Raw genomic sequence first — 18628 nt, 5'->3', positions numbered from 1 at the left:
ATATATATAAAATTCAAATTAAATTATTTTGAGATTGCCCGCAATATCCACACTGTGAACAGGGTGATGTTTCGCACCGCCTAACCGGAGCGAGGCCCTGGGAACCGCTGTTCTGACCTGCAGTTGCCCTCCATCAAAGAGCGGCAAACAGCAGCACTCAGGCATCGAATTATTGATCAGCCGAGCTCGGCAGTTCCTTGATTCCTGGTGGAGACAAGCCATGAAATCCCTAAACAGCCTCAGCATAAATACAATGCTGACGCTCCTATTTTGTAGTGTCGTAGTTTTTCTGATATCTCTGATTACCTTGGATAGCCTGAAATCCTTAAGAATTTTTTCAGAAGTTCGCACCGTGCAAGCGGTGACCCAGGCCTCGCATGATGTCTTCACGGCTATGCAGGCAATCCGGCTCGAACGTGGCGCCACCCGTCGGGTTCTTCTGCGACCCGTCAACGCCGAAACGGCAACCATAGAGAAAATGCCGCACTGGCGCAGTCAATCCGCCGATGTCGTGAACGTCGTCGCCACGATTTGCGCCCGGATGTCTTGCGCAGCCGGCATGGGTGAGGTCGAGGTCCGTGATGCCATGGGGACGTTGAACACCCTCCGTCGCGATGCGGATGCTGCCTTGCAGGTCGAAGTCGATCAGCGTCCCAAGCAACTGATCGACACATGGATGGGAGCCACGGGAAAGACTTTGGAACTGCTCGCCAAGATCTCCAGCGTTCTGTTGGAACCGGCGCGCGCGATGGATCCCGCGTTCAGCGAACTGATCGGCGTGAAGGACGCCGCCGTGATCGCACGTGAGGCATCCACCCCCATCCGCGTGATGTTCGACAGCGCCGTAGCGAAGCAGGGGATCACCCCAGAGGACCGGCTCCAAATGGCGCTTGTCCGCGGTCGGCTGGACACGGCGTGGCGGATGCTCAAGGAGGCCGCACAGCGCCCCGGCGCGCTCGAACCGATCAAAGCCGCGGTAGCCGCGGCTGAGCGCAGCTACATGAACGATTATCTGCAGAAGCGCGAAGCCGTCCTGACCGCCATCGGCGCCGGGCAGGATTTGCCCATTCGCCTGGACGAGCTGAACATCATCGCCGACAGGTCGCAATCCGATCTGGACGCGGTGGCCAACGTGGCGCTCGATGAAATGAACCGGCATGCCGCGCAGAAGGAGGCGGCGGCGGCAACCACGCTGATCGTCAACGGGGCTATATTCGTGGTCGCGATCGTTCTCGCCATCGCCGGGATGAGGATCGTTCGCCGTCGTGTCACGAGCCCGATCCGCGGCATCGTGGAAGCCATGCGGCGCGTGGCCCGGGGCGACGTTTCGGGCGAAGTGCCCTACACGGACCGCCATGACGAAATCGGCGCCCTTGCGGACGCCCTGCTGGTCTTCAAGGACAATGCGATCGAGCGGGAGCGCCTGGAAGCGGCTCAGGCCGAGGAGCGCAGCGCCAAGGAACGCCGGGTCGCCGAGATCGACATGCTGGTCCGGAACTTCGACCAGGGCGTCACCGGCATCCTGCGGACGGTGAGCGCGGCCGCCACCGAGTTGGACAGCACGGCGCAGAGCATGGCCGCCATCGCGGAGGAAACCAGCCGGCAGGTCACCGCCTCGGCCGCCGCAGCTGAACAGACCTCGGCCAATGTCCAGACGGTCGCCGCGGCCGCGGAGGAAATGTCCGGCTCGCTTCAGGAAATCGCGCGTCAGGTCACCCGCTCCACCGGCATCGCCAATGCAGCCGTGCAGCAGGCGGAGCAAACCAACGGTACGGTCCAGGGCCTTGCCGAGGCGGCCCACAAGATCGGCGAAGTGGTCGATCTGATCTCGAATATCGCCAACCAGACCAACCTGCTGGCCCTGAACGCCACGATCGAGGCGGCCCGCGCCGGGGAGGCGGGGAAAGGTTTCGCGGTCGTCGCTTCGGAGGTGAAGAACCTCGCGACCGCGACCGCCAAGGCGACCGACGAGATATCGTCCCATATCACCAACATGCAGACGGCATCGACCGGAGCCGTGGGCGCCATCGAGGGGATCGGCGGCACCATCCGCCAGATCAACGACATCACCATCACGATCGCGGCGGCGGTCGAGGAACAGACCTCGGCGACCGGCGAAATCTCGCGCAACGTCACCCAGGCAGCCGCCGGTACCCAGGAGGTCTCCGCCAATGTCGGGCAAGTGACCCAGGCGTCGGACCAGACCGGAGCCGCCGCCAACCAGGTGCGCAGCGCGGCGGGCCAGCTGGCCCAACAGTCCGAAATGCTTCGCGGCGAGGTCGAGCGCTTCCTCGCCAGCATCAAGGCAGCCTGAGCCTCCCGGCCCGGATCCATCCGGAGGATCCTTGATGGAGCTGGGAGAAGCCGATCCTGCTGGTCGAAAGCCCCCTGGCCTCCGCCGCCGCATGCTGTTCGTCGAAGCCGAACCGCTGCGCCGCGCCCGGATGCCGCACGACGAGCGGTGGCGGGCATACGAGTATCTGCGGACGGGGATGATGCCGGACGACGGGACGGGGTGACCGGCTTGCCGAGGAGTTGAAAGCCGCTGGCGTCGACCTCCCTTCTGGACTTCGGGCAGGCGGTTGGCGGTTGGCGGTGATCGACGCAACGTATCCCCGGATGCACGCCCCGGGAGATCCTCTCCTGCCCCGCTGAAAGAATGGCATGGGACGGTCCTGGGGCAGTCGGTCCAGCCGCCCCTCGGCTTCCCATATCTTAAGGGGTAGATCGCTGTTCCACCTGCGATCCTTCTTGGCTATCCTGCTGGCCCACGGCCGTCAACGGAAAACCCACGACGAAGTGAATACCGGCATAGGGCAAGGATAGCGCGGTGCCAAGATCGATCACCCAGTACCGCGTCTTCATCGGGTCGCCCGGTGGATTGGAAGAGGAGCGCAAGAGCTTTAAACAATTGCTCGACCGGTATTCGATCGTGCATGCCGGACCTCATGACGTCATGTTCCATCCCGTCGGATGGGAAGATACGACCGCCGGCGTCGGGCGCCCGCAGGAATTGATCAACGAGGACCTCAAACAGTGCGACTACGCCGTGTTCGTGCTTCATGACCGCTGGGGATCGCCAACCGGGCCGACCTTCAGCTCGGGCACCGAGGAGGAATTCGCGCTTGCGGAGGAGCTGTACCGGGCTGCCAAGATCTACAACATTGCGCTCTTCTTCAAGGACGTGGACCAAAGCCGGCGGAACGATCCGGGGCCACAGTTGAAGGCGGTTCTGGACTTCAAGAGGTGGATCGAAGACGACAAACGATACCTGTTTCGGCAGTACAGCCAAAGCGCTGACTTCATTGATGCTCTCGAAGTCCATCTGGCAAGCTGGCTTCGGGATCATCACAAGACGGCACGCGGATCTTCGATGCTCGACCCAGTCACTGAAACGGCGTCGTCAATTTTTAGCGCGGGTCGTTCCCCACCGTCGAGCCCACATTCGACTATTGGATCAACGAGGCAAAGAGCCTCATGAGCGCAGGCACTCCCGATTACGCGAGAGCATTGTTCTGCAACGAAAAAGCGATTGATGCATCCAGTTCCGACCAGGAATGGGCCGAGGCAAAGAACCATTGGGGGATATGTCAAATCCATTTGGGAAAGCTGGACGAGGCGATGGGCGCCTTTACGGAAGTCGCTGACAGACCGGGAACATCGCAGCATCCGGATCACCTCGCCCAAGTTGCAGGAGCTCTCTTCGGCAAGGGTGTCACCCTCGGCAAACTCGGACGCGGCCAGGACGAACTCACCGTCTACAACGATCTCCTCGCCCGCTTCGGTTCCGCGGCCGAGCCGGCGCTGCGCGAACCGGTCGCCCTGGCGCTCTATAACAAGGGCTTCACCCTCGGCCAACTCGGACGCAGCAAGGACGCACTCGCCGCCTACGACGATCTCCTCGCCCGCTTCGGCTCCGCGGCTGAACCGGCTCTGCGGGAGATCGCTGATGATGTTCGGCGTTTCAGGGATTCCCTCAGGGGAATGGCAGCCAAATAAAGGGTGTCCAGTCAGGCCGGACCCGCCAGCTCCATGGACCGCTTTTCGCCCGCCAGGGCCGAACGTCGATGTCCCGCTCCAACGCTCCGGCCGCGGTGTCGGCGTCGGCCTTCGGCCGAGGCCGACCTACGGCGAGCCGGGCGGAACGATGGCTGATCCGGTCCGGCGAGAACGGCTTCGCGGCCGGTCCGGGACGGTTCCGCTCTCCCCCTCAGCTCAGCATGCTCGTCATCAGGGACCGCAGCTGTGCCGGCTTCACCGGCTTGTTGAGGAGTTGGAAGCCGCTGGCGTTGACCTCTTCCTGGACCTCGGGCAGGCGATTGGCGGTGATGATCAGGCTGGGGATGGGGTTGCCGCAGTGGCGGGCGACGCGCTGGAGTTCTGCGACGCCGGTGGCGCCGTCCTCCAGGTGGTAGTCGGCGATGGCGATGTCCGGCGCGCGCTCCATCCCGTCCAGGATGCCGATGGCCTCGCACCCCGTCGTGGCGGTCACGACCGTGCAGCGCCAGCCCTCCAGCAGGGCGGTCATGCCGGACAGGATGCTGCGCTCGTTGTCGATCACCAGCACCAGGGAACCGGCGAGCCGGTTGGTCACGGCGGCGGGGGCCGGTTGGGGCGGGCGGGCGGTGCGGCCGCGCTCGCCGAGCGGCACCGTCACCGAGAAGACCGATCCCCGGCCGGGAACCGAGCGGACGCCGATGCGGTGGTCGAGCATTCGGGCGACACGCTCGACGATCGCGAGCCCCAGGCCCATGCCGCGGTCGCGGGCGTTCTGGTCGTTGCCCAGGCGGCGGAACTCCTCGAAGATCTCGGCCAGCTTGTCCTCGGGGATGCCCGGCCCCGTGTCCCAGACCTCTATGCGCAGGCGGCCCGAAACCTGCCGGCAGCCAAGCAGCACGCGGCCGGTGCGGGTGTAGCGCATGGCGTTGCTGAGGAAGTTCTGGAGGATGCGGCGGAGCAGCCGGATGTCGCTGTGGACGACGGCGCTGCTCGACACGACGCAGAACTCCAGGTTGCGCTCCTTCGCCTGGGCCACGTATTCGGTCGCCATGGCGCCCAGCAGGGATTCGATCGGGAAGGCGCTGGGCTCCGCCTGGACGACGCCGGCGTCCAGCTTGCTGATGTCGAGCAGGGCTCCCAGCAGGTCCTCGACCGCCGCCAGCGCCACGTCGGTATTGTCGATCAGCAAGGCGTTCTGGGGCGTCTGCTCCAGGTCGCTGAGCGCCGAGACGAACAGGCGGGCGGCGTTGAGGGGTTGCAGCAGGTCGTGGCTGGCCGCCGCCAGGAACTTGGTCTTGGACAGGTTGGCCTGCTCGGCGTCGGCCTTGGCGACCCGAAGCGCCTCCTCGATCTGCTTGCGCTCGGCGATCTCCTGGTGGAGCTTGCCGTTGAGCGCCATCAGGGCGGCGGTGCGCTCGTCCACGCGGCGCTCCAGGCTTTCCTTCGACTCCTTCAGCGCCTCGGCGACCATGCGGCGCTCGGTAATGTCCTGGATCAGGGCGAAATAGCCCACGACCTCGCCGTTCTCGCCGAAATGGGGGATGTATGTGGCGAGCGCGTAGCGGACGGCGCCGTTCTCGGCCGGAAGCTCCATCTCGAAGGTGACTTCCTGCCCGGCCAGCGCCGCCAGCACGTTGGGCCGGCGCTGCTCGTAATGGGCCCGGCCCAGCGCCACCCACATGGGCTGGCCGTCGATCTCCTCCCGCGGGCGGTTGAACCAGTCCTCGTAGGGCTTGTTGACGAAGCGGAAGCGCTGGTCGCTGTCCACATAGGCGATCAGGGCCGGCATCGCGTCGGTGATGGTGCGGATGCGCCGCTCGCTGTCGCGCAGAGCCTCCTCGTTCCGCTTGCGCGCGGTGATGTCGGTGTAGGTGTTGACGAAGCCGCCGCCGGGCATGACCGTGCGCCGGATGTCGAGCACCCTGCCCTGCCATTCCTCCTCCAGCGCCAGGGGCCGTTCCGCCAGGTCCTGGTAGGACATCGCCATGCCGCTGAGACCCGCCCAGCCGAGACCGGTGTTGTGCCGGACGAAGTCCTGGTATGTCGCGCCGTGCCGCACCACATCGGGCGGCAGGTCGAGCAAATGGGCGAAATTGTCGTTCCAGGCGACCAGGTTCAGGTCCTTGTCATAGACCGCGACGCCCTGGGCGATGTTGTCCAGGGTGGCCTGGAGCAGCACCGTCTTCTCCGCCAGCTCCTGCTCTCTCCGGCGGGTCTCGTCGCGCTTCAGGTCGGTGATGTCGGTATAGACGCCGACCACGCCGCCGTCGCGGGTGCGCCGCTCGTTGACCTGCATCCAGCGGCCGTCGGCCAGCGCGTGGACATAGGGACCCTGGGGGTTGCGGTGCTGTACCATGCGCTGGTGGAACCAGCCCTGACCGCCGTCCCGGGCGTCCTGCACCGACCGGGTCTCCACCGCCAGCCGGGCGATCTCGTCGAACGTGATGCCGGGCAGGATCCGGCCGTCGAAGGCCGGCCAGAAGGCCAGGTACTTGCTGTTGCACATGACCAGCCGGTCGTCGCCGTCGAACAGGGCGAAGCCCTCGTTGACCGACTCGATCGCCTCGGCCAGCCGGGCCTGCACCGTCTCCGCCATCTCCTTGGCGCGGGCGAGGTCGCGGTTGGAGCGCTCCAGCTCGCGGAGCGTCCGCTCCAGCTCCAGCGTGCGCTCGCGGACCTTGGTCTCCAGCACGATGGCGGTCTGGAACAGCGAGAAGGCGCTGCCCTGGAAATCCATGCTGCGCTCGACCCGGTCCATCAGGACCTTGTTGATGCGGCGCAGCTTCCGGTTCTCGCGTTCCAGCTCGGCGATGCGCTGCTGTTCCGGCGTCTGCCCCGGCTCGGAGGCCGGGGACGGGAGGGTCAGGACTCGCATCGCGCACCTATGGCGACGCCGGTGAAGGTCTGGTTGACATGCATCGCGTTGAACTGCTCTCCGTAGGTGCAGAACCCGATCACGTTGTTGCGGGCGAGCACCTTGGAAACCAGGTGCTTGATCTGCTTCTGCTCCATCTCCAGGCTGCGCAGGATACAGTCGCAGCCCAGGATCAGTTCCGGCTCGCCGACATCCTCGTGCAGCCGGCTGAACAGGCTCTCCAGGTTCTGGACGAGGTCCACGCCCTCCGCGACGGTCAGCACGATGCCCTCGTCGATGGCGCAGAAGAAGGTGAGGCTCTCGTCGTCATTGACCTTCTGGATCGATCGCACATGGTATTCGCCTCCGACCCGCACCACGACGGGATACGCGGCGAAGATCATCGGGGTCAGCGGCTCGCCTTCCAGCCCGACCATCCGGGCATACTCCCGCCCGGCGGGCTCGGCATTGATCTCCGTCACGATACGGCGGGCCGGATCGGCCTCCGTCACCACCATCTTGCGGTCGGAGCTGACGAAATGCTCGGTGCGGAAGACGGTGAAGCGGCGCACCGTGTCGACCAGCACCAGGACGGCGGCATTGCTGCGGAATCCGCCGTCGTGGAGGATCCAGGTCCGGGTGAACTTCAGGTCGTCCCCGGCCGACCCGCCGAACAGCGGGATGTCGCCGAGCGCCGAGTAGATCGAGCTGACCACCAGCTCCTCCCGGACGGACAGCCCGTCGATCAGCAGCAGGGCGAAGCTCTTGCCGGCGGCGGGCTCGCGGTCGTCGGCGGCGGCATTCTCCAGGGCGGTATTGCGGCGGGCGGACAGGCTGCGCACCAGGGCATCGGCATGGGCTATCTCGAACCCTTCCAGGTCGTCGATCCGCTCGGCCACGGCGGAGAAATCGCTGCGCGGGAAGCTGACCCCGGTGATCGAGCCGGTCATGTAGCCGACCGGCGTGATCTCGCCCGCCGTGGTGCAGCCGATCACCAGGGTGTCGCCGAACAGCTCGGCCAGCGCTGGGCCGAGCTGTTCCAGATCGTACTGGGGAGAGCAGAACACCAGGACGAAGGCGATATCGGGCTGGCCGACGGCCTCGTAAAGGTCGCGGGCGGCCTGGCGGGGGTCGAGGGCGTGGCTCATGCCCCGGCGCAGGCGCGGGGACCGCGCGTCGATGGCGGCCCGGCCCACGGCGCCCGACGGCTGGACCGGCACCGGGGGCACCACCTCGGCGGGAGGCGGCAGAGGTGCCGCCTTCACCAGGTCGTCCAGGTGCTTGCGAGCCGGCACGCGCGAGGTCCGACCGCCGACGCGGCCGGTGCGAGGCCCCTTGGCCATTTGAATTTCTCCGCCTTTCCCCTGGCTGCGGACGGGTGGCGGGAGCGATCCAACGGATCTCCCCGCCTGCGCCGCCCGTGCTGGCATAAAATTACCTCCCCGGGAACGGTTCTGCCAAGGGTGCTGCCCCGGGTGCGGCGTTAGACCAAAGTCTAAGCGGCGGACCCGAACCGGAATGCCGGCAAGGAAGTGGAGAAAATACGGGTGTGTGTAAGCGGGTTCACAGTCGCCGGGACCCTCGCACCCCATGATCCGCGGGCTCATGGATAATGACTGATTAATAAAACCGGAGGGACTCGTATGTTCACCTCGCATCAGACGCTGGTGCCCGCAGCCGGCCACGCCGGACGGTTCCTGGCTTATCTGTCCCGGAAGATCAGCACCGCCTTCCGGCGCCTGACCCGGGAGCGGGCCAACCGCCGGCTGGAACAGCACCTCTCGGCCATGGACGACGCGATGCTGCGCGATCTCGGCATCGAACGGCAGCGGATCCACGGAGTTGTGAGAAGCGGACGCCCGTGAGGGTTGCCGGAACCGATGACCGGCGGTAAGCGGTCGGATTTCCCAGCACCCCCACGGAACCATGCCCCGCCCCAAGGCATAAGGAAGGGTTGGGAAAGCAGGGTACAGCACGAGGGAAATCCATGTCCGCCGATATCGCCGCCAAGCCGGGCCCGCTGCCGAGGGCAAGCCTTCGGGACACCATGGCCGCCGTCGCGGAAATCGTCCTTCCGACGATCTCGAAGGGAGTCATCATCCGGAGGCCGAAGGTGGTCGGGCTGGCGGAGCGGCTGGGGCTGGACCGGCGGGCGGTCCGGCGGATGCAGCGGCTGCGGGCCAAGTACGGTCCGGGGCCGCTGATGCTGGCCATTCCCGGCCGGTCGCAGGCGATCATCCTGTCGCCTGACGACGTTCACCGCGTGCTCGACAACGCGCCCGAGCCCTTCGCCCCGGCCAGCGCGGAGAAGCGCGCCGCGCTGACCCATCTGGAGCCGCACGCCTCGCTGATCTCCCACGGGCCGAAACGGGCCGACCGCCGCCGGTTCAACGAGCAGGTGCTGGACAGCGGCTGTCCGGTCCACCGGATGGGCGAGCGGTTCGTCGCGGTCGTCGGCGAGGAAGCGGAGGACCTGCTGAAAACGGCGCGCTCCCGCGGCGTGCTGGCCTGGGACGACTTCACCGCGTCGTGGCACCACGTGGTCCGCCGGGTGGTGCTGGGCGACGCGGCGCGGAACGACGAGGACCTGACCGACATGCTGGCCCGGCTGCGCGCGGCGGGCAACTGGGCGTTCCTGCGGCCCCAGCGCAAGGGGCTCCGCGACCGCTTCTACCAACGGCTGGAGGGACATCTGGCGCGGGCCGAACCCGGCAGCCTGGCCGCGGTCATCGCCGCCACGCCGCAGACGGCGGACACGGCGCCGGCCCATCAGGTGGCGCATTGGTTCTTCGCCTTCGATCCCGGAGGCATGGCGACCTTCAGGGCCCTGGCGCTGCTGGCCTCGCATCCGGACCAGGCCGACCGGGCGCGGCGGGAGATCGGGGATGCTGGAACCGAAGGACGCCGGGACCTGCCGTTCCTGCGCGCCTGCATCCTCGAGTCGCTGCGGCTGTGGCCGACGACGCCGGCCGTTTTGCGGGAGACCACCGGCGAGACGCAGTGGGACACCGGCACCATGCCGAAAAACACCAGCGTGTTCATCTTCGCCCCCTTCTTCCACCGCGACGACGAGAACCTGCCCTACGCCGACCGTTTCACCCCCGACCTGTGGATGGACGGCGTGCGGCAGGGCGGCTGGCCGCTGATCCCCTTCAGCGGCGGTCCGGCGATCTGCCCCGCCCGCGACCTGGTTCCCATGCTGGGCAGCGCGATGCTGGCGGCCCTGCTGGACGGCCGCCGGGTCGGCCTGAAGGAGCCGGGGCGGATCGACCCCGGCGCACCGCTGCCCGGAACGCTGGACAACTACACCCTGCGCTTCGACCTGGCGGACTGACCGGTTCCCTCCCGGCCCCCCTGGCCCCGATAGCCAGGCTCTTGATCGAAAGTCTAATGTGCCGCACTCTCCTGCGACAATTAGTCTGCATCCAAGAAAAATCGGGACCGGGAGGAACCACTCCATGGACATGTCCGGCAGCTACCGGGTCACGGCGCCGCGCGAAGAGGTCTGGGCCGCGCTGAACGATCCGGCCATCCTGAAACAATGCATCCCCGGCTGCGAAGAGATCGAGAAGCAGTCCGACACCGAGATGACGGCGAAGGTCACCGCCAAGGTGGGGCCGGTGAAGGCCAAGTTCGCTGGGAAGGTCACGCTCAGCGACATCGACCCGCCCAACGGATACACGATCAGCGGCGAAGGGACCGGCGGGGCCGCCGGGTTCGGCAAGGGCGGCGCCGCCGTCAAGCTGATGCCGGACGGCGACGGCGCCACGGTCCTGGAATACACCGCCCACGCCCAGGTCGGCGGCAAGCTGGCCCAGATCGGCTCCCGGCTGATCGACGGGACGGCGCGCAAGATGGCCGACGATTTCTTCGCCAAGTTCAGCGAGGTGGTGGGAGGGCCGCAGGACGCCGGAGAGCCGGCGGCGGCTCCGGAGGGACGGCCCGAGTCGGCTCCCGCGCCGGCGCCGGCCGCGGTTCCGGGCGGCCAGATGGCGGCGCAGCCGGCCGCCATGGCCGCCTTCGCGTCGGCCGGTCCGGCGGAGCCCCGGGCCGCCGGCGATGAACCGGTAGATCTCCGCCTGGTCGGTATGGTTGCCCTTGCCGTGATCGCTTTCACCGTCATCCTCTATACGATCGCCGGCAGCTGATCGGCCGGGTTCGGTTCGTCCGGGTCCCAATCAATAACAAGCCTTGGCAATAAAAAACCTAGCGAGGAAAGGCTCAGAAATGCCCACTAAGGTAACACTGAGCGTCAACGGGAAGTCCGTGACGCGCGAGGTAGAGGGGCGCACGCTGCTGGTGCAGCTGCTGCGCGAGCATCTCGGCCTGACCGGCACCCATGTCGGCTGCGACACCAGCCAGTGCGGCGCCTGCGTCATCCACGTGGACGGCCGCTCGGTCAAGAGCTGCACCATGCTGGCGGTCCAGGCCGAGGGCACGGAAGTCACCACGATCGAGGGACTGGCCGCGGCCGACGGCACGCTGCACCCGATGCAGGCGGCGTTCCGCGAGCACCACGGCCTGCAGTGCGGCTACTGCACCCCCGGCATGGTCATGAGCGCCGTGGACCTGGCGCAGACCCACGGGCGCCTGGACGAGAAGACCGTCCGCGAGGGGCTGGAGGGCAACATCTGCCGCTGCACCGGATACCACAACATCGTCAAGGCCGTGCTGGCGGGGCGGAGGCGATGCGCGCCGACGTTCCCCGGGCAGCGGAATGAGGAAGGGGCAGCAACCATGTCGAACTCTCCCGCCACCGGCAACGTCACCGGCATCGGCGCCTCCGTCAGGCGCCGCGAGGACTTCCGCTTCCTGACCGGCCAGGGGACCTATACCGACGACATCAACCGGCCGAACCAGACCCACGCCTATATCCTGCGCTCGCCCTATGCCCACGCGCGGATCAAGGGCATCGACACCTCGGCGGCGCTGGCGGCGCCCGGCGTCGTCGCGGTCTTCACCGGGCAGGACATCGCGGCCGACAAGGTCAACGGCCTGCCCTGCGGCTGGCTGATCCATTCCAAGGACGGCAGCCCGATGGTCGAGCCGCCGCATCCGCCGCTGGTGCTGGACAAGGTCGTCCATGTCGGCGACCAAGTCGCGGTGGTGATCGCCGAGAGCCGGGACCAGGCCAAGGACGCCGCCGAGCTGATCATGGTGGACTACGACGAGCTTCCGGCCGTCACCACCTCTCCCGCCGCGCTCAGGGACGGTGCGCCCCTGGTCCACGAGCAGGCCGCCGGCAACGTCTGCTACGACTGGCACCTGGGCGACAAGGCAGCGACCGACGCCGCCTTCGCCAAGGCCGCCCATGTCACCAAGCTGGACCTGATCAACAACCGGCTGGTGCCCAACGCGATGGAGCCCCGGGCGGCGATCGGCGAGTACGACCGCGCCACCGGCGACTACACCCTGTGGACGACCAGCCAGAACCCGCACGTCATCCGACTGCTGATGGGCGCCTTCGTGCTGGGCATTCCGAGCACAAGCTGCGGGTCATCGCCCCGGATGTCGGCGGCGGCTTCGGCTCCAAGATCTACCACTATGCCGAGGAGGCGATCGTCACCTGGGCGTCGCGGAAGATCGGGCGCCCGATCAAGTGGGTGGCGGAGCGGTCGGAAAGCTTCGTGTCCGACGCCCACGGGCGCGACCACGTCACCCACGCGGAGCTGGCGCTGGACGCGGACGGCAAGTTCCTGGGGCTGCGGGTCCGAACGCTGGCGAACATGGGGGCGTACCTGTCCACCTTCGCGCCGTCCATCCCGACATACCTGTACGCGACCCTGCTGGCCGGGCAGTACTCGACCCCGGCGATCTATGCCGAGGTCAAGGCGGTGTTCACCCACACCGTGCCGGTGGACGCCTATCGCGGCGCCGGGCGGCCGGAGGCCTGCTACCTGATCGAGCGCATCGTCGAGAACGCGGCGCGCGAGATGGGCATCGACAAGACCGAGCTGCGGCGGCGCAACTTCATCCCGCCATCAGCCATGCCGTACGACACGCCGGTCGCGTTGCAGTACGATTGCGGGTTGTTCGAGAAGAACCTGGACCAGGCGCTTGAGCTGATCGACTACAAGGGCTTCCCGGCCCGCAAGGCGGAGGCGAAGGCCCGGGGCAAGCTGCGGGGCATCGGCCTCGCCAGCTACATCGAGGCCTGCGGCATCGCGCCCAGCAATGTGGCGGGCGCCCTGGGAGCCCGCGCGGGGCTGTACGAGTCCGGCGAGGTGCGCTTCCATCCCACCGGTTCGGTGACCGTCTTCACCGGCTCCCACAGCCACGGGCAGAGCCACGAGACAACCTTCGCGCAGCTCGTCTCCGACCGCTTCGGCATCCCGATCGAGAACGTCGAGATCGTCCATGGCGACACCTCGAAGGTGCCGTTCGGAATGGGCACCTACGGCTCCCGGTCGCTGGCGGTCGGCGGCTCGGCCATCGTCAAGGCGATGGACAAGGTCGTCAACAAGGCGAAGAAGATCGCGGCGCACATGCTGGAGGCGGCGGAGACCGACATCGTCTTCGACCGGGGCCGCTTCACCGTGGCCGGCACCGACCGGAGCCTCGGCATCGGCGACGTGGCCCTGTCGGCCTATGTGCCGCATAATTTCCCGCTCGACGAGCTGGAGCCCGGGCTGGACGAGCAGGCCTTCTACGATCCGAAGAACTTCACATATCCCAACGGGACCCAGATCGCCGAAGTCGAGATCGACCCGGAGACCGGCGTCGTCAGGATCGAGAAGTTCGTGGCGGTGGACGATTTCGGCCGGGTGATCAACCCGATGGTGGTCGAGGGCCAGGTCCATGGCGGCATCGTCCAGGGCATCGGCCAGGCCCTGCTGGAAAACTGCGTTTATGATCCGGACACTGGTCAGCTCCTGACCGGCTCCTACATGGATTACTGCATGCCCCGGGCGGACGATGTCCCGAGCTTCATCGTGCAGTACCACGAGGAGGCGCCGTGCACCCACAACCCCCTGGGGGTCAAGGGCTGCGGCGAGGCGGGTGCGATCGGCGGCAGCGCCACGGTCATGAACGCCGTGGTGGACGCGCTGGCCGATCTGGGCATCGGACATATCGACATGCCGGCGACGCCGGAACGGGTCTGGCGCGCCATCCAGGGCGCCTCGGTCCCGCTGGCGGCCGAATAAAGCGACCGGGGAGGAAAGCAGCATGTACGCATTCGAGTATCACCGCCCGACGACCCTGGCCGAAGCCGCCCGGCTCGCTTCCGGCAACGAGGACGCCAAGATCCTGGCGGGCGGCCAGACGCTGATCCCGACGCTGAAGCAGCGCCTGGCCCAGCCGAGCGACGTGGTGGACCTGGGCGCCGTGGCCGAGCTGCGCGGCATCCGGGAGGACGGCGACACCCTGGTGATCGGCGCCACGACGCCGCACGCCGAGGTCGCGGCGAGCGCGGTGGTCCAGCGGCTGATCCCGGCGCTGGCGAAGCTGGCGGAGGGGATCGGCGACGCCCAGGTGCGCAACCGCGGCACCCTCGGCGGGTCGATCTGCAACAACGACCCGTCGGCCGACTACCCCGCGGCGCTGGTCGTGCTCGGCGCCACCGTCCACACCACGACGCGGAAGATCGCCGCGGAGGACTTCTTCACCGGCATGTTCGAGACGGCGCTGGAGCCCGACGAGATCGTGACGGCGGTGGCCTTCCCGAAGCCGGGCAAGGCGGCCTACGTCAAGTTCCCCAACCCGGCCAGCCGCTACGCCACGGTCGGCGTGTTCGTCGCGGAGGTCGGCGGGCAGGTCCGGGTGGCGGTCACCGGCGCCGCGCCGTCCGTGTACCGCTGGACCGAAGCCGAGCAGGCCCTGGCCGGCGGCCTCGACCCGGCGGCGTTGGACGCTTTGACCGTGGATGCCGACGGCCTGAACGCCGACATCCACGCCAGCGCCGAGTACAGGGCCAGCCTCGTCAAGGTCATGGCCAAGCGGGCGGTCGCGGCCTGCGGCTGATTGGCCGCTCGGATTCATGGTTCATTCGTGTAAATTGCCGGCACTCTCCAGAGTGCCGGCCGTAGCTGGTCATAATCCACAAGGAATCACGGAATGAAGAAGCAAGTGTTGTTCGGCCTGGTGGCCGGCATCGCCCTGATGGCGGGTGCGTCCACCGCATCGGCGCAGAGTGCCGCCGACGGCGAGAAGGTCTTCCGGGCCTGCAAGGCCTGCCACAGCCTGGAGGCCGGCAAGAAGGGCGTGGGTCCGTCCCTGCACGGCTTGATGGGCCGCCAGTCGGGCACCGTGGAGGGCTTCGCCTATTCTCCGGCGATGAAGAACGCCAATCTCACCTGGAACGACGAGAACCTCGCGAAGTACCTGGCCGATCCCAAGGGCTTCATCGCCGGCAACAAGATGGCCTACGCCGGCGTCAAGAAGGAAGACGATCTGAAGAACCTGATCGCTTATCTGAACGAAGCCACGAAGTAAGGCTCCCCTCGATCCGGGCGCCGTGCTTCCCCGGGAAGCACGGCGCCCGGACGCGTTTCGGGGCATGTCACAACAATGTCCCACAGGCGCGCTTCACGCCTTAAGATTGATTTTAACCATAACTGGCATGGTATCCCCGTTCTCCCCGCCCCGCTTTCTCCGTGAGACCGGCACCATGGCACCCGATACCTTCACCCTGGAACCCGAACCCGAAACACAGTCGGTCCATCGCGACCGATTGGGTGAACTGCGCGACCGGCTGGAACTGCTCAGGGCGGAAAGCGACCGGATCGCCCGCGGCTTTGTCCGTCTGCACGGCCTGCGCGTCTCGATGGCGACGCCCGGCGCGGATCTCGCCGAGCGCGTCGACCAGCTGATCATGCGGCACGAAGCCGACATCCTGCGCACCCACAGCCTGCTGCACGACGCGGCGAACCTGCTGGACGAGGCGGAAAACCTGTGGGCCCGCCAGGCCATGCGGCACATCCCGACGTCCTGAGATTGCTTGCCCGGGCAGCGGAACTGTAACCGATCCTTCATGAAAGCGACGCCGCGGCGTCATGCATCTGGGCCATGGTCCCGTCTCAAACCTTTCTAGATCAATCAAGACGAAGGTTGGAGACAGGGAATGAAGACGTATCTCGGCGCCGCGGCCGGCCTGCTCGGCGCGGTCGCCGCCACATTCTGGACGCCGGCGGCCTCCGCCGCGTCCGGCAAGCTGGTGCTGTACACCTCGCAGCTCGAGGCCGACGCGCAGCAGACGGTTGACGAGTTCAAGAAGCTGCATCCCGGCGTCGAGGTCGAGTGGACCCGCAGCGGCACCACCGACCTGATGAACCGCCTGCGCGCCGAGTTCCAGGCCGGGTCGCCGCAGCCGGACGTCCTGCTGATCGCCGACGCGGTCACCATGGAAAGCCTGAAGCAGGACAACCGTCTCGCCAGGTTCGAGAAGGCGCCCGTCGGCGATTACCAGGCGAACCTGTACGACCCCGACCTGACCTATTTCGGCACCAAGCTGATCACCACCGGCATCGCGTACAACAAAAACGCCAAGATGAAGCCAACCTCCTGGGCCGACCTGCTGAAGCCGGAGGCCAGGAACCTGGTCAGCATGCCCAGCCCGCTCTATTCCGGCGCCGCGGCGATCCACCTGGCGACGCTCAAGGACGTGCCGGGCCTGGGCCTGGATTACTTCAAGGCGTTGCAGGCCAACGGCGCGGTGGCTGTCCGGGGCAACGGCGGCGTGATGACGGCGGTGGCCGGCGGCGAGAAGCTCTACGGCGTGCTGATCGACTATCTCCCGATCCGCGAGAACCTGAAGGGAGCGCCGGTCGAGTTCGTCTTTCCCGCCGACGGCGTCAGCGCCGTGTCGGAGCCGGTGGCGATCCTGTCGACCGCGCGCAACCCCGAGGCGGCGCAGGCCTTCGTCTCCTTCCTGCTGTCGCGCGAGGGCCAGGAACTGGCGTCGGCGCAGGGCTTCCTGCCGGCGCATCCCGACGTGGAGCCGCCCAAGGGCTTCCCCCGCCTGACCGGGATCAAGGTGCTGCCGCTCGACAGCGCCAAGGCGCTGGCCGAGGACCAAGCCAACAAGATGGCCTTCGCCGACCTGTTCGGCGGCTGATGGCCGTCCGATCCGCTCAGGAGTTGCCCGGCCGCCGGATGCTGCGGCCGGACGCCGTGATGCTGGCGGTGCTGACGCTCCTGGTCGGCGTCGTGTCGGTGCTTCCCATGGCCCGCCTCGTCGCGGAGGCGCTGGCGCCGCGCGGCGGCGAAGCGGCCGATATCCTGACCCGCGTGATGTCATCTCCCGCGACCTGGAGGGCGACCGGCAACAGCCTGACCCTCAGCCTGGGGCGACCGCGCTGGCGGTGGCCCTGGGCGGAGCCTTCGCGCTGCTGGTCGGGCTGACCGACCTGCGCCGCAAGCCGGTCCTCGTGTTCTGCTTCATGCTGCCGCTGATGATCCCGCCGCAGATCACGGCGCTGTCCTGGATCCACCTGTTCGGCCCGTCGAGCGCCCTGCTGAAGACCCTGGGCATGGCACCGCCGCCCGGCACGCCGAACCCGCTCTACGGCAGGGGCGGCATCATCCTGCTGATGGGCATCGAGCAGTCGGCCCTGGTGTTCCTGGCCCTGCGTGCCGGATTGAGGGCGATCCCGCGCGAACTGGTCGAGGCCGCCCAGGCGGCGGGAGCCGGCCGCTGGCGGGTGCTGGCGACCGTGGTGCTGCCGCTGGCGGCCCCGTCGCTGATCGCGGGCTCGGCCCTGGCCTTCGTGTCCTCCATCGGGAATTTCGGCATCCCCGCCCTGCTGGGCATCCCGGCGGGGATCACCGTGCTGCCGACGCTGATCTACCAGAGGCTGGCCGGATTCGGGCCGGCGGTGCTGTCCGACGTCGCGGTGCTGTCGGTGCTGGTCGGCCTGATCGCCTTCGCCGGGGTGGCGCTCCAGGGCTGGCTGCTGAGCCGGCGCGACGTCCGCACCGCCGGCGCTTCGGCCCGGCCGCTCGACTACCGGCTCGGCACCCTGCGCCCGGCGGTCGAGGCGGCATGCTGGCTGGTGATCGCGATGATCGTGGTGGTGCCTCTGGCGGCGCTCGTCGCCACGTCGCTGGTGCGCGTCTACGGGGCGCCGCTCGACGCCGCGTCCGTGACCCTGGCGAACTACCTGCATGTGCTGCTGGTCCACGACGCGACCAGCAGGGCGTTCCGCAACTCGATCCTGCTGGCGGGGGGAGCGTCGGCGGCGTTGGTCTGCGTCGCCGTCCCGCTGGCATATTTCGTCGTCTGGCGCCGGAGCCGGGTGCTCCGGGTGCTGAACCTGCTGGCGGAACTGCCCTATGCCCTGCCCGGCGTGGTGCTCGCCATCGCGACGATCCTGGTGTTCATCCGCCCGCTGCCGCTGCTCGACGCGACCCTGTACGGAACGGTCTGGATCATCCTGGTGGCCTATCTGGCGCGCTTCCTGTCGCTGGCGCTCCGGCCGGTGATCGCCGGATTCCATACCCTGGAGCCGGCGATGGAGGAGGCGGCACAGATGTGCGGCGCCGGCCTGATCCACCGCCTGCGGACCGTGATCGTGCCGATGGCGGCCCCGGTGGCTGCGGCCGGGGGCATCCTGGTGTTCCTGACCTCGTTCAATGAACTGACGGTCTCGATCCTGCTGTGGTCGTCGGGGGCGGAGACGCTGGGGGTCGTGGTCTATTCGCTGGAGGAGAGCGGCAGCACGGTGCTGGCGGCCGCCGTCTCGGTGATCTCCGTCGCGGCCATCCTGGCGATCATGCTGGCCGCCTCCCTGCTGGCCCGCCGCCTGCCGCCGGGCGTCCTGCCCTGGCAGGCGTGAG

15 protein-coding genes and 2 pseudogenes are annotated in these 18628 nt (G+C 67.5%); 15 read left to right on the top strand and 2 right to left on the bottom strand.

Features of this window, described 5'->3' with window-relative positions; all coding sequences use genetic code 11:
* Nucleotides 1-253: 253 nt before the first annotated feature.
* The 4 genes from DPR14_RS04900 to DPR14_RS04890 all read left to right on the top strand — a co-directional run bounded on the left by DPR14_RS04900 (nucleotide 254) and on the right by DPR14_RS04890 (nucleotide 3999).
* Nucleotides 254-2314, top strand: coding sequence for a methyl-accepting chemotaxis protein (locus DPR14_RS04900; protein WP_246148862.1), 2061 nt, complete (start codon nucleotides 254-256; stop codon nucleotides 2312-2314).
* Nucleotides 2315-2348: 34 nt separating this feature from the next.
* Nucleotides 2349-2519: a hypothetical protein gene (locus DPR14_RS27140; protein ID WP_192499281.1), complete on the top strand. Its 171-nt coding sequence runs from the start codon at nucleotides 2349-2351 to the stop codon at nucleotides 2517-2519.
* Between the two features lie 311 nt (nucleotides 2520-2830).
* Nucleotides 2831-3481 carry a DUF4062 domain-containing protein gene (locus DPR14_RS04895; protein ID WP_158044157.1) on the top strand — a complete coding sequence of 217 codons (651 nt, stop codon included), beginning with the start codon at nucleotides 2831-2833 and terminating at the stop codon, nucleotides 3479-3481.
* On the top strand, nucleotides 3478-3999 hold the full coding sequence (locus DPR14_RS04890) for a tetratricopeptide repeat protein (RefSeq protein ID WP_158044156.1): 522 nt from the start codon (nucleotides 3478-3480) through the stop codon (nucleotides 3997-3999). The genes DPR14_RS04895 and DPR14_RS04890 overlap by 4 nt, the downstream gene beginning before the upstream one ends.
* A 211-nt stretch (nucleotides 4000-4210) precedes the next feature.
* On the opposite strand, the gene DPR14_RS28030 is transcribed toward DPR14_RS04890, so the two are convergent.
* Both DPR14_RS28030 and nosP read right to left on the bottom strand, forming a co-directional pair.
* Nucleotides 4211-6874 carry a NahK/ErcS family hybrid sensor histidine kinase/response regulator gene (locus tag DPR14_RS28030; protein WP_158044155.1) on the bottom strand — a complete coding sequence of 888 codons (2664 nt, stop codon included), beginning with the start codon at nucleotides 6872-6874 and terminating at the stop codon, nucleotides 4211-4213.
* Nucleotides 6862-8196 (bottom strand): nitric oxide-sensing protein NosP, encoded by a 1335-nt coding sequence (gene nosP / locus DPR14_RS04880; protein WP_246148860.1) that lies wholly within the window; start codon nucleotides 8194-8196, stop codon nucleotides 6862-6864. The genes DPR14_RS28030 and nosP overlap by 13 nt, the downstream gene beginning before the upstream one ends.
* A 300-nt stretch (nucleotides 8197-8496) precedes the next feature.
* Here nosP and DPR14_RS04875 point away from each other — a divergent pair, with 300 nt between their 5' ends.
* From DPR14_RS04875 to DPR14_RS04830, 11 genes and pseudogenes are all read left to right on the top strand, one after another.
* Nucleotides 8497-8718, top strand: coding sequence for a DUF1127 domain-containing protein (locus DPR14_RS04875; protein ID WP_158044154.1), 222 nt, complete (start codon nucleotides 8497-8499; stop codon nucleotides 8716-8718).
* Nucleotides 8719-8840: 122 nt separating this feature from the next.
* Nucleotides 8841-10187, top strand: a complete 1347-nt coding sequence (locus DPR14_RS04870; RefSeq protein ID WP_158044153.1) for a cytochrome P450 — start codon at nucleotides 8841-8843, stop codon at nucleotides 10185-10187.
* Between the two features lie 124 nt (nucleotides 10188-10311).
* Entirely contained in the window at nucleotides 10312-11001 is a 690-nt protein-coding gene (locus tag DPR14_RS04865) for an SRPBCC family protein (RefSeq protein WP_158044152.1), read from the top strand.
* Nucleotides 11002-11080: 79 nt separating this feature from the next.
* Nucleotides 11081-11533, top strand: a pseudogene (locus tag DPR14_RS04860) ((2Fe-2S)-binding protein); the annotation flags it as partial.
* Between the two features lie 57 nt (nucleotides 11534-11590).
* Nucleotides 11591-13998, top strand: a pseudogene (locus tag DPR14_RS04855) (xanthine dehydrogenase family protein molybdopterin-binding subunit).
* A gap of 22 nt (nucleotides 13999-14020) precedes the next feature.
* Nucleotides 14021-14815, top strand: a complete 795-nt coding sequence (locus DPR14_RS04850; protein WP_158044151.1) for an FAD binding domain-containing protein — start codon at nucleotides 14021-14023, stop codon at nucleotides 14813-14815.
* 93 nt (nucleotides 14816-14908) lie between these two features.
* On the top strand, nucleotides 14909-15286 hold the full coding sequence (locus DPR14_RS04845; protein ID WP_158044150.1) for a c-type cytochrome: 378 nt from the start codon (nucleotides 14909-14911) through the stop codon (nucleotides 15284-15286).
* Between the two features lie 175 nt (nucleotides 15287-15461).
* Nucleotides 15462-15785 carry a hypothetical protein gene (locus DPR14_RS04840; RefSeq protein WP_158044149.1) on the top strand — a complete coding sequence of 108 codons (324 nt, stop codon included), beginning with the start codon at nucleotides 15462-15464 and terminating at the stop codon, nucleotides 15783-15785.
* Nucleotides 15786-15914: 129 nt separating this feature from the next.
* A complete protein-coding gene (locus tag DPR14_RS04835) occupies nucleotides 15915-16907 on the top strand; it encodes an ABC transporter substrate-binding protein (protein WP_158044148.1) in 993 nt (330 codons plus the stop codon).
* The gene (locus DPR14_RS27705; RefSeq protein ID WP_211103925.1) at nucleotides 16907-17194 is read left to right on the top strand and encodes a hypothetical protein; all 288 of its coding nucleotides are present in this window, start codon (nucleotides 16907-16909) and stop codon (nucleotides 17192-17194) included. The genes DPR14_RS04835 and DPR14_RS27705 overlap by 1 nt, the downstream gene beginning before the upstream one ends.
* On the top strand, nucleotides 17155-18627 hold the full coding sequence (locus DPR14_RS04830; RefSeq protein ID WP_211103924.1) for an ABC transporter permease: 1473 nt from the start codon (nucleotides 17155-17157) through the stop codon (nucleotides 18625-18627). Before DPR14_RS27705 ends, DPR14_RS04830 begins: the two co-directional genes overlap by 40 nt.
* The last annotated feature ends 1 nt before the right edge of the window (nucleotide 18628 follow it).

Origin of the sequence: Skermanella pratensis, from assembly GCF_008843145.1 — a bacterium.
In the GTDB taxonomy this organism is placed as follows: Bacteria; Pseudomonadota; Alphaproteobacteria; order Azospirillales; family Azospirillaceae; genus Skermanella; species Skermanella pratensis.
Note: the sequence above shows the minus strand (reverse complement) of the source record. Positions and strands in the feature narration are given on the sequence as shown.

Coding starts and splice junctions, on each gene's coding strand:
- DPR14_RS04900 (WP_246148862.1), top strand. CDS start 254: ATGCTGACGCTCCTATTTTGTAGTGTCGTAGTTTTTCTGATATCTCTG.
- DPR14_RS04870 (WP_158044153.1), top strand. CDS start 8,841: ATGTCCGCCGATATCGCCGCCAAGCCGGGCCCGCTGCCGAGGGCAAGC.
- DPR14_RS04845 (WP_158044150.1), top strand. CDS start 14,909: ATGAAGAAGCAAGTGTTGTTCGGCCTGGTGGCCGGCATCGCCCTGATG.
- DPR14_RS04840 (WP_158044149.1), top strand. CDS start 15,462: ATGGCACCCGATACCTTCACCCTGGAACCCGAACCCGAAACACAGTCG.
- DPR14_RS04890 (WP_158044156.1), top strand. CDS start 3,478: ATGAGCGCAGGCACTCCCGATTACGCGAGAGCATTGTTCTGCAACGAA.
- DPR14_RS04835 (WP_158044148.1), top strand. CDS start 15,915: ATGAAGACGTATCTCGGCGCCGCGGCCGGCCTGCTCGGCGCGGTCGCC.
- DPR14_RS04875 (WP_158044154.1), top strand. CDS start 8,497: ATGTTCACCTCGCATCAGACGCTGGTGCCCGCAGCCGGCCACGCCGGA.
- DPR14_RS28030 (WP_158044155.1), bottom strand. CDS start 6,874: ATGCGAGTCCTGACCCTCCCGTCCCCGGCCTCCGAGCCGGGGCAGACG.
- nosP (WP_246148860.1), bottom strand. CDS start 8,196: ATGGCCAAGGGGCCTCGCACCGGCCGCGTCGGCGGTCGGACCTCGCGC.
- DPR14_RS27705 (WP_211103925.1), top strand. CDS start 16,907: ATGGCCGTCCGATCCGCTCAGGAGTTGCCCGGCCGCCGGATGCTGCGG.
- DPR14_RS04865 (WP_158044152.1), top strand. CDS start 10,312: ATGGACATGTCCGGCAGCTACCGGGTCACGGCGCCGCGCGAAGAGGTC.
- DPR14_RS04850 (WP_158044151.1), top strand. CDS start 14,021: ATGTACGCATTCGAGTATCACCGCCCGACGACCCTGGCCGAAGCCGCC.
- DPR14_RS27140 (WP_192499281.1), top strand. CDS start 2,349: ATGGAGCTGGGAGAAGCCGATCCTGCTGGTCGAAAGCCCCCTGGCCTC.